Genomic DNA, 15,783 nt, shown 5'->3' on the forward strand with positions numbered 1-15,783 from the left:
GCGTTATGGGTTAACTTTGAAATTATCAAACCGCGTATGATTATTCATTGTGCGCAGGCCTACCTTTCCGTGGGTAAACGGATTGCCACTGTTATCGGTGTAGGTGATTTTCGGAGTTGCCATATCGTTGACGTAGACCTTAATCGTTGTTCCGGAAGCGACAACCTTCATATGATGCCAAGCTCCTGCCGCGAGTGATGCGGGGGAGGAGGCGACGCCCGCATAGTTGTAATTCATCTTGCCCAAGTAGACGCCATCCGGTTTGATAAAAGCATAATAGCCTTGAAGATAATCCGGATTATTGACCAGTACGGTGCCGTTTGACGGATTATTGACTCTTACCAGCACGCCGGCGTCCCCGGTCGTGTCAACGAGCTTGATATCCGATTCCACCGTATAGTCCGCCCAGCGCTCATTGCCGATCGTTGTCTTGCCGAATACGCCTCCGCCGGCAGAGTCCAGCTCACCCGAATTGACGGACCAGCTGCCTTCGAATCTTGTCCAGCCGTTATCGTTGCCGTCATTGAAGTCATCGGACAAGCTGGTCACCGCATCGCCGCGGGAGAACGTCATGCCCGAGAAGTCGAATTCGCCTTTGACGAACTCCAAGCGCAGCTCATGGTAACCGGCCGTCAGATACAGTCCTTTCTTGCTTGAGTTTGTCCACGTTTCCCAGTCGCCTGTGGCAGGAACGCCAACGATGCCGGTTAAGTCGGTCGCACCGTCCCATACACGGTAGCTTGCGTCGGTAAACGTTGTCGCGAGACGCACATCCAGATCGTAATAGCCGGTCTCCGCCACATTGACGCGGTATTTCAGCCATTCTCCCGTCTGATTCCAGCCTACGACATTTTTGCCCTCGGCTGCCGAGCTGCGGATATCGACCGATCCGCTGCGGTAAGCGCCGCCGATATTGTCGGCCGTCAAATCATGATAAGCCGTTCCTTCGGCCCCGTTCATATAATGTACGGCCTCGATTTTGCCCGGAAGAGGCTTGTACGCATTCCAAGCGCTGCTGCCGTTCACTTTATTGCTGAAGGCGGTATAGCCAAAGTCCGCGTGGGCATCCGTTGTGGTATAGCCGATCTTGCCGCCGCCGATCCCGCTTACGGTCCGGGTTTGTTTTTTCATGCCGTCCACGTAAACGGAGAAGGTGGTGCCGGCTTTCTCAACGCGAATCTGATGCCATTTGGTATAGTCGTAGCCGGACGGAAGCGCGGAATATTGCCAGCCCTGGCTGACGCCGCCAACCACGAAGTTCGTCTCCAGACGGTTCAGGCCGCGGTTCAAGACGGCTGTTCCATAGTTGCTCTCGTCGGTGTAGGAGAAGACGGTGCCGTACACCGGATTGCTGCTGGTGCCTTGCTTCATCTGCTTGGTGTTGAATTCCGCCGTATAATCGCTGGCAGTGCCCGCGCCGGTTACTTGGCGGTAAGTATTGGTATTGCCGATCGTATCCTGCCACATCAGCTCCTGATTATAGATCCCCCAGGTTCCGCCCCCGATATTGGTCCACCCGGTTCCGATGGAGGTGCGGTTAAAGCGGTCTTCGAAATCCGCCAGCTCGGGATTTTGCTGGGAAGCCGTTGTTGGACCAAGCACCAGCATCTTGTCCCCGTTCCAGGCGATGCGGTCCAGATTCATTTTGCGGCCTGGATAGGTCAGATTGCCATCCGATGCATGGCTGTGGTAGACCATGAAATCCGAATCCAGATCAGGGCCTTTAATAACGCTGTTATGGCCAAGTCCGACATTCGAGCCTTCCGTGTCGATCAGAACCGGATTCTGGTTATCCGCCGGGGCGAAGCCGGTCGTGGGGCTTGCGCTGGTTGCGTAATTGACCCGGTATCCGGTGCTCCAGACATGATTGCCGGTATAGGTCATATAATATTTGCCGTTGCGCTTGAAGGTTGTGGAGCCTTCCGTCCAGCCCGCCATCGATAAGCCGGTGCCGACTGCCGCGCCAAAGGCCGTTGGGCTTGTCATCGGCCTTGCGTTAATCGTATTGGAGCCGGTCGAGTAGAAATACCATTTGCCGTCATCGTCAATAAAGACATTGCCGTCAATGCCCATGCCCAGATTGCCCGTCGCAACCGTGAACGGTCCTGTTGGACTGGTGCTCTGCAGCACGTAATGACCTCCTCCGCCGGGGGAGGTGTACATATAGAACATGCCGTTCCAATAGACGACCTCAGGCGCATATGCCGCCTTGGTAACCGCCTCCGTCGTGCATAAGCCGCGGTAGCTCCAATCCACGAGATTGGTAGAGGACCATACTTTTACGCCGCTCTGATCGTCAACGGTACTGACGTAAAGATAATAGGTGCCGTTAAATTTCAAAATATACGGGTCGCCTTCGCCATAGAAATCGTTGTTTGCCCAATGCCAGGAGTCCGTGACGCTAATCGGATTGCTGTACGCGCTTGCGTGAAGCGGCATCATCATGACGGCTGCGGCACCGATGAGCAGGGTCTTCCATTTTTTCATGAACTATCATCTCCTTCGCAGTTTGGTAAGCGTTTTCAAAATGTAGTATAGCAAACGAATCTTGCGGTTGCTTATATCTAATTAGATATAAAAAAACGGAAAAAGCCGGCTCTTCTGTTTCATAGAGCCGGCTATCGCGATCAACAGCCATTCATGATTAAGTAGATTCGGTCCTGCTCTTATCCTTGTAATAGACATTGACCATAATATCCTGCTTGTAGTTGCCGAAATGCCTGCCGAACAGGCTGATTCCGCCGCAATGGCGGGCCGTCTCTAGAGAGGCGAGCTTGAAGCGGAAATCCTCGCCAAGCTTTAGCCCGACATCCGCAAGAGTCACGTCCGACAGCTTGACGCCATCGAGGAACGTGCCGGCCGCCTGAACGGACAAGCTTTTGAGCAGACCGTTCTGCGTGCCGAGCTGCCACCAGGAAGGCGTCAGCGCGCCCCGTTTACTTCCGAAGTCGCCCGGGCAAGTCCATACGCCAATCTCAATGTCATTGATGTAGAAGCTGATATCGGAAGGCCAATTCTCGTTATAGGAAGGGGCTTCCGAGCAGAGTTCGAGCGAAATGTCCAGCTGCGAAGCCGCTTGTCCGGCATGCAGGTAATTCGGAATCCGGTATTCGACGTAACCGCTGCCGAACCAGAGATGCGCCGCGTTCATCCGTTCCGGATCGGAGAAATACCTCGGATCATCCACAAGTCCAAGAATTTTGCTTTCCGACGCAAGGCCGCAGGTTGGCTTAACCGCGTAATCCGAATATTGTCCGATCGGGATTTCAACCGTGTATTTGGCTTCGTCATTTAAGGCTTTTTCCGGTGAAGCAGTGCGGAGCTGAAGGGTAAGCGAGTCGATCGCAAGCGAGCACATTTTCGGGCTTCCCCGTGTTCCCGACAGGCTCTCGGTCTTGATTAGGCCGCCTTCCTCCATCTTCTGAATATGCTTCGTTACGATGGCCGACGACAAGCCTAGCATTTCCGCAAGCTCTTTGATGCTCATCGGTCCGTTATTAAGCAGCTCGATCATTCTCACCCTCGTCTCCGATGAAAAACATTCGAGCATCGTCATATATTTGGTGCTGACTTGTATATGCACGCCGGTTTCCTCGCTTTCCATTGTCTTGGCTATTATATAACCTAACTGTTAATAAAACAACTTTTTAGTTGACGGTTAAGGGGACAGGCGATAAAATAAGCAACAGATTCATATGGTTTTGTTAATATAACAACTAATTGGTTAATCAATGGAGGCGTAACAGATGACGAACTTGCCAAGAGCCGAATACCCTAGACCGCAATTCAACCGCAACGCATGGGAAAGCCTGAACGGGGAATGGGAATTTGAATTTGACGATGCGCGCGTTGGCAGCGAGGAAGGCTGGCATTCGGGCAGCAAGAGCTTTTCGAAAAAAATCCAGGTGCCGTTCAGCTTTGAGAGCGAACTAAGCGGCATTGGCGATCCGAATTTTCATGACGTTGTATGGTACCGCAGAAAGCTGGAGATTCCGAAGTCCTTCCAAGGAAAGCGGGTTGTGCTTCATTTCGGCGCCGTGGATTACGAAGCTTATGTATGGGTGAACGGCCAATTGGTGGCTTCCCACGAAGGCGGCCATACGCCGTTCCAGGCGGATATTACGAATGCGCTCCGCGCGGGCGGCGACAACACGCTCGTTGTCAAAGCGGTAGATTTCGGCACGGACGTATTCCTGCCGCGCGGCAAGCAGTTCTGGGAAGAGAAGTCCCGCGCGATCTGGTATACGCGGACAACGGGGATCTGGCAGTCCGTATGGATGGAGGCGGTATCGCCTGTTCATCTCCGCAAGGTGAAATATGTACCGAATATCGATACGAATGAGATTCAGATCCGTTCGTTTGTAGCAGGATTGGAGCAAGGCGCGAGGAACGTCAGCCTGTCGGTGAAGATTTCGTTCGCGGGAGAGGTTATGTCCGAAGACACTTTTCAAGTACGCGCGGGCGAAGAGAGCCGGAAAATCAAGCTCAGCGGATTAAACGACCACGGCATGGACCGCCTTTGGTGGCCGGAACGGCCTAACCTGTACGATGTCGAATACGTACTGTCTGTTGACGGAGCCGAGGTTGACCGCGTAACAAGCTACTTCGGCATGCGGAAAATCTCGCTCGAGAACGGCAAGTTTAATCTGAACAACCGTCCTTACTTCAGCAAGCTTGTTCTGGATCAAGGCTATTTCCCGGACGGTAACCTGACACCTCCTTCGGACGAGGCGATTAAGCAGGATGTCGCGCTCATGAAGGAAATGGGCTTCAACGGCGCGCGCAAGCATCAGAAGGTCGAGGATCCGCGCTTCCTGTACTGGTGCGACAAGCTGGGGCTGATCGTATGGGGCGAAATGGCGAATGCTTGCGACTACTCCGAAGAATACGTCCGCCGTATTACAAAAGAATGGCAGGAAGCGATCGACCGCGACTTCAATCATCCATGCATCGCGGTATGGGTACCGCTGAACGAAAGCTGGGGCGTTCCCAACATCCAGATCGACGTTCGTCAGCAGCAGCATGCGCTTGCCATGTACCATTTGACCAAGTCGCTTGACCCGACTCGCCTTGTCATCTCCAACGACGGCTGGGAAATGGTTGCAACCGACCTGTACAACATCCATGACTACGAGTGGAGACGCGAAGTGCTCGAGGACCGTTACGGCAGCGTGGAAAAAGCCGTGTCGGCTATGCCGGCTAACCGCCGCCTTAGCGTAGCGGGTTACGAATACGACGGGCAACCGATCATCGTCACGGAGTTCGGCGGCATTGCTTACAAGAAGAGCGAATGGGAAGGCTGGGGTTATTCCGGCGCATCGAGCGACGAGGACTTTGTGGAACGCCTCCGCAACGTGATTCAGCCGCTTATCTTCTCCGGCGTTGTTCAAGGCTACTGCTATACGCAGTTGACGGACGTCGAGCAGGAGATCAACGGTCTGCTGACATACGACCGCAAGCCGAAGGTGCCGCTTGAGCTAATCAAAGCGATCAACGATGGCAAGTAATCGCGGCTCCGATCTGAGCTGGCTTAACGATGCCGTACATCGTTAAGACCGGCGAATTGGCCGCTTCTGACAAACCCCGGACAGCACGAGAAAATTCTCCCAGCTGTCCGGGGTTTTGCGTTCAGGCGGCAGGACAATTTTTCACAACGATCTAAAAATATGTCCATTCCTTCTAAAAAAGCGACATGGGCGCGTTATCCCCGGCCAGCTAGAATGAGAATCAGAAAGAACGACACAAACATTCTAGGGGGAAGCGAACATGAAGAAATCGATGAAGCTTTTGGGTACCTCGCTTATCGCACTTAGCCTTGTAGCGGCAGCGGGCTGCGGAAGCAACAATAGCAACAACGGCGGCAAAGACGCGGGAACCAACAACCAGGCAAACAGCGGGACTAACGCGGCTGCGGGAAATAGCGGAGACGCGAAAGCGGAGAAAGCGGACATCCTGTTCTGGACACCGTTCTCCGGAGCCGACGGCGAATTCATGAAGAAGATTGTAGAGAAATACAACTCTTCCCAAGACACGTACAAAGTGAAGCTCGTCATTCAGCCAAACGGCGAATACTACAAGCTGCTTGACGTAGCGATGAGCGCGGGCAAAGACCGTCCGGACCTGGCGATCATGCACGTGGACCAAATCCCGACTTACGTGAACAAAGGCCAGCTTCAGCCGATGGACGATCTGGCGGCGGCAGCTTCCATTAATAAAGCGGACTATGTAGAAGCTCCGGTGAACTACGAGACCATCGACGGCAAATGGTACGGCATTCCGCTGGACATTCATCCGCTCGTCATGTACTACAACAAAGATTTGTTCGATAAAGCTGGGATTGCGGCTCCTCCAACCAACCGCGCCGAATTCGAAGCGGACGTTGAGAAACTGACGGACAAATCGAAGGGCGTATACGGTTATGTGGTTCCTACGCTCTGGCCGCAGCAATTTATTTTCCCGACGCTGGTATGGCAAAATGGCGGCGACCTGTGGAACGGTACGGACGTAGCCTACAACTCGCCTGAAGCGGTTGAGATGGTGCAATGGATGCGCGGTCTCGTAGACAAAGGCGTATCGCCAGGCAACGTTCAGCAGGACGGAGAAAACACGCTGTTCCTGCAAGGCAAAAACGCGATTCAATTTAACGGTCCTTGGATGAAAGGCCAATTCGACGAAGCGGGCATCAACTACGGCGTAGCTCCGGTTCCGCAGATCGGCAAGGCTAAACAAGCGGTATACGCAGGCTCCCATAACTTCGTATTGCCTAAAGGCGTAACAGACGCAAATGTCGTGAAAGGCATCGGCGACTTCCTGAAATACGTATCGACCAACTCGATGGATTGGGCGGCTTCCGGTCAAGCGCTGGCTTCCAAGCCAATGCTGGAAAGCGCGGAATTCAAAGCTCTCGACATGCAAAGCAACGTAGCGAAATCGTTTGATTACGTTCAATTCGCGCCAAACGTACTGAACTGGGGAACGATCTCCGATCCGATCTGGGGCGAGCTGAGCAATGCGCTGCTTGGCAAGAAGGACGCTCAAAAAGCGTTGGACGACGCGGTAGCGAAGTCCAGACAAGCGATGAAAAAATAAGTAACGGCAGGACGAAGAGGCTGACAACCAGCTTCTTCGTCCCTCTGTTTATACCTTTAATCCGAATGGAGGAGCTGTGATGGTCAAGAGCTCTTTGCAATCCCGCTTAACGTCAACCTTGTTCGTGCTGCCGTACCTGCTCAGCTTTTGCGCTTTTCTGCTGATCCCGATTTTATACGGCATTTATATTTCGTTCCATAACTTCGAGCTGCTGTCGGATTCGCATAAATTCGTAGGCTTCGAAAATTACGTTAAAATCTTTACGCCCGGCTCGTATTTGTATGAGCAGTTTACAACCGGTCTGTGGAATACGGTGCAATTCGTTCTGTATTCGGTTCCGCTGCTGGTGATCCTCGGCCTGGCGCTCGCTTTGCTTCTGAATCAGCTGCCGAAGCGGATCCGCGGGCTGTTCCGCACGTTCTACTTCATGCCTTACGCGATCTCCGGCTCGGTGATGGCCGTTATCTGGCTGATGATGTTCGACACGAACGCGGGCTTCCTGAACGGGCTGCTGGCTAAGCTTCATATCGATCCGGTTGCGTGGCTGACGGATCTGCCATGGGTGTGGGTGTCGCTCGTATTGACCACGCTGTGGTGGACGATCGGCTTTAACATGATTATTTTCACCAATGCGCTGAACGAAGTGCCGGAGGATTATTACGAGGCGGCTTCGATTGACGGGGCGAACGCATGGAAAAGATTCGTCAGCATTACCCTGCCGTCGATCCGTCCGGTTATGCTGTTTATCATTATTACCTCCACGATTGCATCGTTTAACGTGTACGCGCAGCCGTTCCTCCTCACGCGGGGCGGACCCGGCGACAGCACGAAGGTGCTCCTTATGAACGTGCTGGACGAAGCGTTTAAAGGCAAGCAGGTCGGCTCCGCTTCGGCGATGGCGATTCTGATGGCGCTTATCATAATTATCGTTTCGGCTGTCCAGTACAAAATCGCTTACGGAAGGAAGGAATAGCCGCATGAAAAAAACATTGCTTGTTCTCGCAGCAGTCCTCATAGCGGTTATTTTCCTGCTTCCGCTTATCTGGATGTTGTCCACTTCCTTCAAGAACGATTTCGAGGCTCTTGCCGGTCAGATGAATCTGATTCCGAAGAAACCAACGTTCGAGAACTATCTGGACGGGTTAAAAGGCAATCTGATGAACGTTCCGATTACGCGCTGGATCTCGAACTCCTTGTTCGTAGGCGCCGCGGGCACGGCGATTGTCCTGCTCTTCTCGTCCATGGCGGCATACGCTCTTGCCCGTCTGCAGGACTTGCCGTTTAAGAAGCTGATGTTCCCGATGTTTATCGGCTCCATGATGATTCCCGGCGTCCTGACGTTCCTGCCGATGTACATGGAATTTAACGCGCTTGGCTGGATCAATACGTATGCGGCGCTTATTCTTCCTTATTCGTCCGGCGCATTTGGCGTGTTTCTGTTGTTCCAGTTTTTCACGGCGTTTCCGAAAGAGATTGAAGAGGCCGCACGGATCGACGGCGCAAACAAATGGCAGATCTACTCCCGGATCCTGCTTCCCGCTTCGGTATCCATTATGGTAACGCTCGCGATCTTTACCTTTATGGGCATTTACAATGATTTCGTATGGCCGCTTTATTCCACAACCTCGCCGGAGATGCGCACGATTACGGCCGGCATTGCGATGATGGCGCAAGGAAGCTATACGCAGGCTTACGGCAAGCTGATGTCGATGACGGTTATTGCGACGCTTCCGGTATTTATCGTCTTTATTATCGGTCAACGTTCCTTTGTTAAAGCGATCACGCAAGCAGGTGTGAAATGAACCCAAAACGATGGGCTGTCCTCACGGCGGCGGTGCTGCTGGTGACGGCGGCCGGTATAGGAGTGTGGGCAATGAAAGACAACGCTAACGAAGCAAACGAAGTATCGTCCGAATATAACGGCCATGGCGGCACATTCAAAAATACGCTGGCGGAGATCGATACGCCAGACCCCGCCGTTGTGTATAAGGACGGCTACTATTATATGACGTTTACGCATAACGGCGCGGACGTTATGGTGATGAAATCCCGAACCATCGACTTCAAGCAGGCTGAGCGGAAGGTTGTCTGGTATCCCGATATCGGAACCAACTATTCGGCTGAGCTATGGGCGCCGGAGATTCAGTTCCTGCAGGGCAAATGGTACATTTATTTCGCGGCTGACGACGGCTTGAACGAGAATCACCGGATGTTCGCGCTGGAAGCGGATACCGATGATCCGATGGGCAGCTATACGTTTAAAGGCCAGGTGAAGGACGACACGGATAAATGGGCGATTGACGGGCTTGCGATGGAGCTGAACGACAAGCTTTATTTCGTCTGGTCCGGCTGGGAAGGCGATATCAACGTACAGCAAAATACGTATATCGCTCCGATGAGCGATCCGCTGACTATCAGCGGTCCTCGCGTTCTTTTATCCGAGCCCGATCTGGAATGGGAGAAAGCCGGAGGTCCTCCTTATATTAATGAAGGACATTCCATTCTCCGTCATAACGGCCAGGTTCATATCGTGTATTCGGGAGCCGGCAGCTGGACGCCGTTTTACGCGCTTGGCATGCTGTCGCTGAAGGAAGGCGCGGATCCGCTCGTGGCCTCGAACTGGACGAAAGCGCAGGAGCCGATTCTCAAGATGGATGAGGACGCCGGGGTCTACGGTCCGGGACATAATTCCTTCGTAACCTCGCCCGACGGTACGGAGCAGTGGATTGTCTATCACGCAACAACCGCGGCTACGGATGGCTGGGCAAACCGCAAGGCGCGCGCTCAGAAGCTGACATGGGATGAGGCGGGGAAATTGCAGGTTGGCAATCCGTTAAGTCTGGATACGGCGATTGAGGTTCCTGCGGGCATGGGGGTCTTCAAGGCGGCGGCTGCCTCTGCCGACGTAAGCTTCGATCTGATTCCTTCCGCTATTCATACTACGGCTCCTCTCCTTATCCATTATCGGAATGATACGGGAGAACAGCTTCAAGCAAACGTTAGCGTAAACGGCGAACAAGGGGTAAATGTTGGGCTTCCTGAAACTAGCGGAACGGGATACGCTTATGCCGACATTTCGCTTGCGGCGGGCATTAATGAGATTCGTATCGCGATTGTCGGAGGGCAAGGCAAGATTGAGGCCATTGAGCTTCCAAGATACGAAGCGGAATATGCTTCTGCGGGAACGCAAGGCGAAGCGGAGGAGAACTTGTTCTCGTCGGCGGGAGGAAAAGTTGTGGTTGGGCCGGGTGAGGGCGATGCCTTGCGTTTTGCCAACATTCAAGTGCCGGCAAGCGGCGATTATGAGATCAGGCTGGCGGCTGCTAATTCCTCCGGGCAAGAAGCGGAGCTTCAGATTCGCGTGGACGGCAGCGGAAGCAAAGCGAAAAAGCTTGTTTTTCCAGATGGAAAACGCAACAATTACCAGACGCAATCGGTCATCTTGCAATTGAAGGCGGGCAAGAACGCCATTATACTTGAGAATGCGACGGCAGAGGTGCATGTCGATTATATGGATATCTTGAGAAGCTCAGCACAATAAGCATTAGCTTCACCATTCTTAAGTAACGCTTACGAAGCATGAATTGTTCAGCAATTCCACTGACGTAAATGCTTCACAATTCTTTTTAGGAGGCGCTGGTCATGAGAGGCTTGTCCTTTCGTTCGTATCTTACATCAGGCTTAAGCGTCATCCTTGCGGCAAGCCTTGCCTTGACTGGCTGCAGCCATAACGATAACGGCACATCGGCATCGGCCGAGCCTAAAGCATCCGCCATTCAGCTTAATTATTGGACCCCCTTCAGCGGGGGAGACAATTTGTTTATGACCGAGATGGTCGATCAGTTTAATAAAGACCACGAAGACATTCAAGTCGTCCAGATGAATTCAAGGCTGGACGACTATTATTCGCGGCTGCGAACGGCCATCCTTTCCGGCAACGCGCCGGATGTGGCCATTATTCACGCAAGCTCCCTGCCTCAATTCGTGCAGAACGGTTACATTGAAGATTTGTCCGGCCCGGCACAAGAAGCGGGCCTGGATTGGAACGTATATAACCAAGCGGGGATGAAGGCGGTATCCTTCCAAGGGAAGCCTTATGCGGTGCCGCTGGATACCCATATGCTTGTCATGTATTACAACAAGACGTTTCTGGAGCAGGCCGGTGTTCTAGATGCGCAAGGCAAGCCGGTGCTTCAAGGCGGGGAAGAGGGATTTACCCGTTTTCTGAGGCAAATCCGTCAGGCCGTTCCGGGCGATGTCGCCCCGCTTGCCCAGCCAAGCACCAGGATCGATGCCGTGTGGCTGTGGTGGAGTCTGTATAACCAGATTCAAGGAGGCGGAAAGTTCTATAACGCGGAGGGAACGAAAGCGGTGCTTAACAACCCGGCTGCTTTGAAAGCCTTAAACTTTATAGAAGGGCTGTATAAGAGCAAGCTGATTCCTCCTAATATACCGGACTCTTTCAAGCTATTTAATGAAGGAAAAGCAGCCGTGCTCATTACGGGCGTTTGGGCAACCGGCGCGCTTGAAAAAAACGATGCCCTGAGCTTTGGCGTTGTGCCTCTGCCAACGATCTATGACAAGCCTGCGGCCTGGGCGGATTCCCATACGCTGGCGATCCCTTCGCAGCATGACATGCCACGGGAAAAAAGGGATGCGGCAATGCTGTTCATGAAATGGCTTGCCGAGCATGGCGCCAAATGGGCGGAAGCCGGCCATATCCCAAGCGTCAGCGCAGTAATGGATTCGGAAGCGTTCAAGTCGCTGGATTACCGGGGCGATTATGCGGCAGCGGCCAATTCCGTCGCTTTTTGGCCGAAGCATACGAAGCAGCACAGCTTTATCGAGGTGATCATCCGGCAATTCGAACGGATGATCTACGGTCAGCAGACACCAGAGCAGGCGCTCCAGGCAACCGAGAAGCAAATCAATCTGGAAATGTCGAAATAAGCGGGGTGAGCGATGATGACGATTTTTAAGCGCTTGAAGCAATGGTTCAAAAATCTGGCGCTCGCCCGCAAGCTTATTCTCGTTAACGTGCTTCTTATCGTGGTGCCGCTGGGAGTGATCGGCGCGTGGTCCTTCTCCATCTTCGCCTCCAAGATGGAAGAGCAGGTAGGCAAGTATCAGCTTCAGATGCTGAAGCAGGTGACGCTGAATATCGACACTTATATGAATGAGCTGAACCGTCTATCGTTAATGCCTTATCAATATCAGGAGATCCTCGATTTTCTCGCAACGAACAGAAAACCCGGCGAAGCCTTGTCTCTGCAGGAAATCGATGACCTGAACAACTTCGTCTCCAAGGTGTTTCTGAACGGCCGCGTCGATATTATGGGCATTTCCTTGTTCGGCGAGCATGGGGCTTCCTATGTCGTGCTGCCGGAAAGCCAATACATGACGACGTACCAGCTTGGCGGCAATACGGATTGGCTGGAGAAGGCTAAGGGCCGCTTCGGCCAGCCGACCTTTATAACCACACACGAAGTCAAGTCGACAAGCGGGACGGCTTATCAGGTATTCTCGATTGCCCGGGAGCTGAGAAGCTTCGACAGCGGGGATACGCTTGGTTACATCGTCATTGACATCGATCCTGCGGTAGTACGGAAGCTTCTGTCCCAAGTCAGCCTGGGGAGCAAGGAATCGCTGTACATGACCGACAGTGCCGGGGATCTGGTGCTGCGCAAGGAGAAAACGGCGATTTATCCCGTCATCGAAGGCTTGTCGGATGAAGGCGTCTCCCATCATAAGGTGGACGGAAAAAGCTTGCTTGTCGCCCACGTCAGCTCGGAGGTAACGGGCTGGACTACCGTTGGCGTCGTTCCGGTATCGGTGCTGATGAAGGATAGTCTCGTGGTCCGCAACTCGATTATGCTGATCGGCGGCATTTGTATCGGGCTTGCCGTATTGCTCTCGGTCTTTATCGCGTTCAGGATTACGAGTCCGCTCCGGATGCTGCGGTCGCTCATGCGCAAGGTGGAACGCGGCGATTTGAAGGTATCGTTTCCCGTCCGGCAATGGGATGAGGTCGGTCAGCTGGGCAATGCCTTCAACATGATGGTGTCCCATCTGAGCGAGCTGGGCTACCGGCTGTACGAGACGGAAATCAGGGAGAAGGATGCCGAGATCGCCGCGCTGCAAAGCAAGATTAATCCGCATTTTCTATACAATACTCTGGGTTCCATCTCCATGTACGCCGAAGTGGAAGGCAACAGGGAGGTTGTGACGATGACGAATAATTTAAGCCGCCTGCTTCGATATTCGTTAAGCGGACGCAAGGAAGCCGTAACGCTGCGCGATGAGCTGGACCATGTAAAAGGCTACATGACTATTCAGAAAATGCGTTACGACGACCGGATTGATTTTCGCCTTAAGGTGGACGAATCGCTGCATGGCTGTCCGGTTATTCCGCTAATGATACAGCCGATCGTGGAAAACGCCATTAATCACGGGCTCGATAAAGGGATTGGCGAAGGCAGGATTCAATTGTCCTGCTATCAGGAGCAGGGAATGCTGATGATCGTCATTGAGGACGACGGCATTGGCATGACCGGCGAGCAGCTAAGCGCGATGCGCAAGCGGTTGGATAAAATCCATGATCTCGGAGGCACCTCGGGCAACGGCCTGATGAACGTTCACCGCAGAATCCGTCTGCATTACGGCGAGCAATACGGTCTGCAGCTCGAGAGCATGCCGTTCCAAGGGTTAAAGGTCATCTTAACGATGCCAATCGCTTTTTCAATGACGGGATAGGGAGGAGTGCTTTCAAAATGCCAAACATTCTGATTGTTGACGATGAGGCGATATTCCGCAGGGGGCTTCGTAAAATCATCGAGTCCTCCTCCGGCAGCTGGCAGATTGCAGGCGAAGCAAAGGACGGCTGCGAAGCTCTCGAAATGGTGGAGAGCCTGAGGCCCGACGTGCTGTTAACGGATATCCGGATGCCCCGGATGGACGGGCTGCAGCTGATTCAAATTGCGAAGGAGCGCTATCCGAAGCTGCTTGTCATCGTGCTTAGCGGCTTTGACGAATTTACGTATTTGCAGCAATCGCTCCGCCATGGTGTCCGGGATTACCTGATGAAGCCCGTGGAGCGGGAGGAGCTGTTCAAGACGCTGGGGAAGCTGGAAAGCGAGCTTGCCAAGTCCCGGCAGGCACCCGAATTGTACACGGGGGAGCCGGCCGATGCGCGGGTCATCCGCCAGCATGTAAGCGAGCATCTGGTGGCGGGGCTGCTCAAGGGCTACGTGAACGAGACGGATCTGGCCTTGCTTGCGAGAATCGGCGTTACCTTCCAGGAGCCGTGTTTTGCCTGCATGATTATCAAGCTGGATAAGGATCAGCTCGACAAGGAACGGTACGAGAAAGCCGATCCAAGCCTGTTCCAGCTGTATATTCAACAGATCGTCCAGGAGCTGCTCGATCAGCGGGCAAAAGGATTTTCGTTTATTTTATCCGAGACCGAGGTTGTGGCGCTTGTTAATCTGCCCGGCCAGCCGGAGGCGGAAGACCCGCTGCTTGCGCTGTCGGAAACGATCCGCAGGCGGATGATCTCCCTGTCGAGATTGACCGTAACGATTGGCCTGGGAAGAATCGTAGGCGGAATCAAGGAAATTCCGCATTCGTTCCAGGAGGCGAAGATTGCCCAGCTGCATCGGTTAATCGTTGGCGGCGACCGCGTGATCAGCTATTCGCGGATAAAGGATGCCGAAGAGGAGATGGCTTGGAGCTCGCTGCTTGAGCTTCCGCTGGAGCTTCTCGAGACCTCCATTCAGGAAGGCAAGCCGGAGCAGACAAGGCAATACGCCGCTTCGTTCGTTACCGCTCTTTGCTCGCAGGCCCGAAATCCGGAAGTGATTCACCAGCAAATATGCAAGCTTCTAATTCACGGGTATGAGGAAGCGGAGAAGCTGGAGCTGACGCCAAGCTGGCTTGGCGACCGCACGATCCAGGCGGTGCTGCTGGAGATCTGTTCCTTGACCTCCCGCATGGAGCTGATCGATTGCTGCAGCGCTTATCTGGAGAAGCTGGCCGAATGCATTGCGAGCCGGCAGAAAAACGCCGACCATGACCCCATCGAGAAAGTCATCCGGTACGTGAACCAGCATTATCAGGAGCCGTTGTCGCTGACGCAAGTCGCGGAGCAGGTCTATCTGAACCCGGCTTACCTGTCGACGTTGTTCAAGCAGCGGACGGGGAGCTCGCTGGTCGAGTATTGGACGGAGCTTAGAGTCACGGAAGCGAAGAGACGTCTTGCATCCTCCAACGAGAAGGTGACGAATATCGCCGAAAGCACGGGCTTCGGGAATATTCGCCATTTCAATCGGGTATTCAAAAGCGTAACGGGTCTCGCCCCAATCGACTACAGGGAACAAGCCAGGTCGGTGAAGGGATAGAGATTAACAGCCAGCCTGCGGAACAGATTGATGTTCAGCAGGCTGTTTTGTTTTCGGAGCACAGAAAGGGATCCTGCTGCATAACTTTTTTGAACGCCGAAATGAAATTGAGAAACTATTATGGATACGACATGACCCCGATAATCGGGCAAAAGCCGTACAGGAATGGATGGGGATAAAATCCGACATAGAGCTATTGAACGTGTATGTCTTAATGAAGGATGGAACCATCATGGACCCTAATCTTGCGCTCATGAAAGAAAACGGTCAATGGACGGTATTTCGAGAGGATTAAATT

Annotated in this window: 10 protein-coding genes; 8 read left to right on the forward strand and 2 right to left on the reverse strand. The window is 53.3% G+C overall.

The genetic code is table 11. The features are described from left to right. Positions 1-3 precede the first annotated feature (3 nt). A complete protein-coding gene (locus tag FHT67_RS08235; RefSeq protein ID WP_167197347.1) occupies positions 4-2,487 on the reverse strand; it encodes a family 43 glycosylhydrolase in 2,484 nt (827 codons plus the stop codon). A 157-nt stretch (positions 2,488-2,644) separates the two neighbouring features. Beyond that, a complete protein-coding gene (locus FHT67_RS08240) occupies positions 2,645-3,583 on the reverse strand; it encodes an ArsR/SmtB family transcription factor (RefSeq protein ID WP_132306734.1) in 939 nt (312 codons plus the stop codon). Positions 3,584-3,746: 163 nt separating this feature from the next. Between FHT67_RS08240 and FHT67_RS08245 the strand changes: the two genes are divergently transcribed. The 8 genes from FHT67_RS08245 (at position 3,747) to FHT67_RS08280 (ending at position 15,485) form a co-directional block, all read left to right on the forward strand. Then, a complete protein-coding gene (locus tag FHT67_RS08245) occupies positions 3,747-5,507 on the forward strand; it encodes a glycoside hydrolase family 2 protein (RefSeq protein ID WP_132306732.1) in 1,761 nt (586 codons plus the stop codon). Positions 5,508-5,766: 259 nt separating this feature from the next. Continuing rightward, positions 5,767-7,089, forward strand: coding sequence for an ABC transporter substrate-binding protein (locus FHT67_RS08250; protein ID WP_132306730.1), 1,323 nt, complete (start codon positions 5,767-5,769; stop codon positions 7,087-7,089). A 79-nt stretch (positions 7,090-7,168) separates the two neighbouring features. After that, positions 7,169-8,062: a carbohydrate ABC transporter permease gene (locus FHT67_RS08255; RefSeq protein ID WP_132306728.1), complete on the forward strand. Its 894-nt coding sequence runs from the start codon at positions 7,169-7,171 to the stop codon at positions 8,060-8,062. 4 nt (positions 8,063-8,066) lie between these two features. After that, complete coding sequence (locus FHT67_RS08260; protein WP_132306726.1) at positions 8,067-8,891, forward strand: carbohydrate ABC transporter permease; 825 nt, start codon at positions 8,067-8,069, stop codon at positions 8,889-8,891. Further along, on the forward strand, positions 8,888-10,630 hold the full coding sequence (locus FHT67_RS08265) for a family 43 glycosylhydrolase (RefSeq protein WP_132306724.1): 1,743 nt from the start codon (positions 8,888-8,890) through the stop codon (positions 10,628-10,630). Before FHT67_RS08260 ends, FHT67_RS08265 begins: the two co-directional genes overlap by 4 nt. A gap of 101 nt (positions 10,631-10,731) precedes the next feature. Continuing rightward, the gene (locus FHT67_RS08270; protein ID WP_132306722.1) at positions 10,732-12,039 is read left to right on the forward strand and encodes an ABC transporter substrate-binding protein; all 1,308 of its coding nucleotides are present in this window, start codon (positions 10,732-10,734) and stop codon (positions 12,037-12,039) included. Positions 12,040-12,051: 12 nt separating this feature from the next. Further along, on the forward strand, positions 12,052-13,842 hold the full coding sequence (locus tag FHT67_RS08275; protein ID WP_243711623.1) for a cache domain-containing sensor histidine kinase: 1,791 nt from the start codon (positions 12,052-12,054) through the stop codon (positions 13,840-13,842). Positions 13,843-13,859: 17 nt separating this feature from the next. Continuing rightward, positions 13,860-15,485, forward strand: a complete 1,626-nt coding sequence (locus FHT67_RS08280; protein ID WP_167197350.1) for a response regulator — start codon at positions 13,860-13,862, stop codon at positions 15,483-15,485. Positions 15,486-15,783 lie beyond the last annotated feature (298 nt).

This window comes from Paenibacillus sp. BK720, assembly GCF_011761545.1.
Lineage (GTDB): Bacteria > Bacillota > Bacilli > Paenibacillales > Paenibacillaceae > Pristimantibacillus.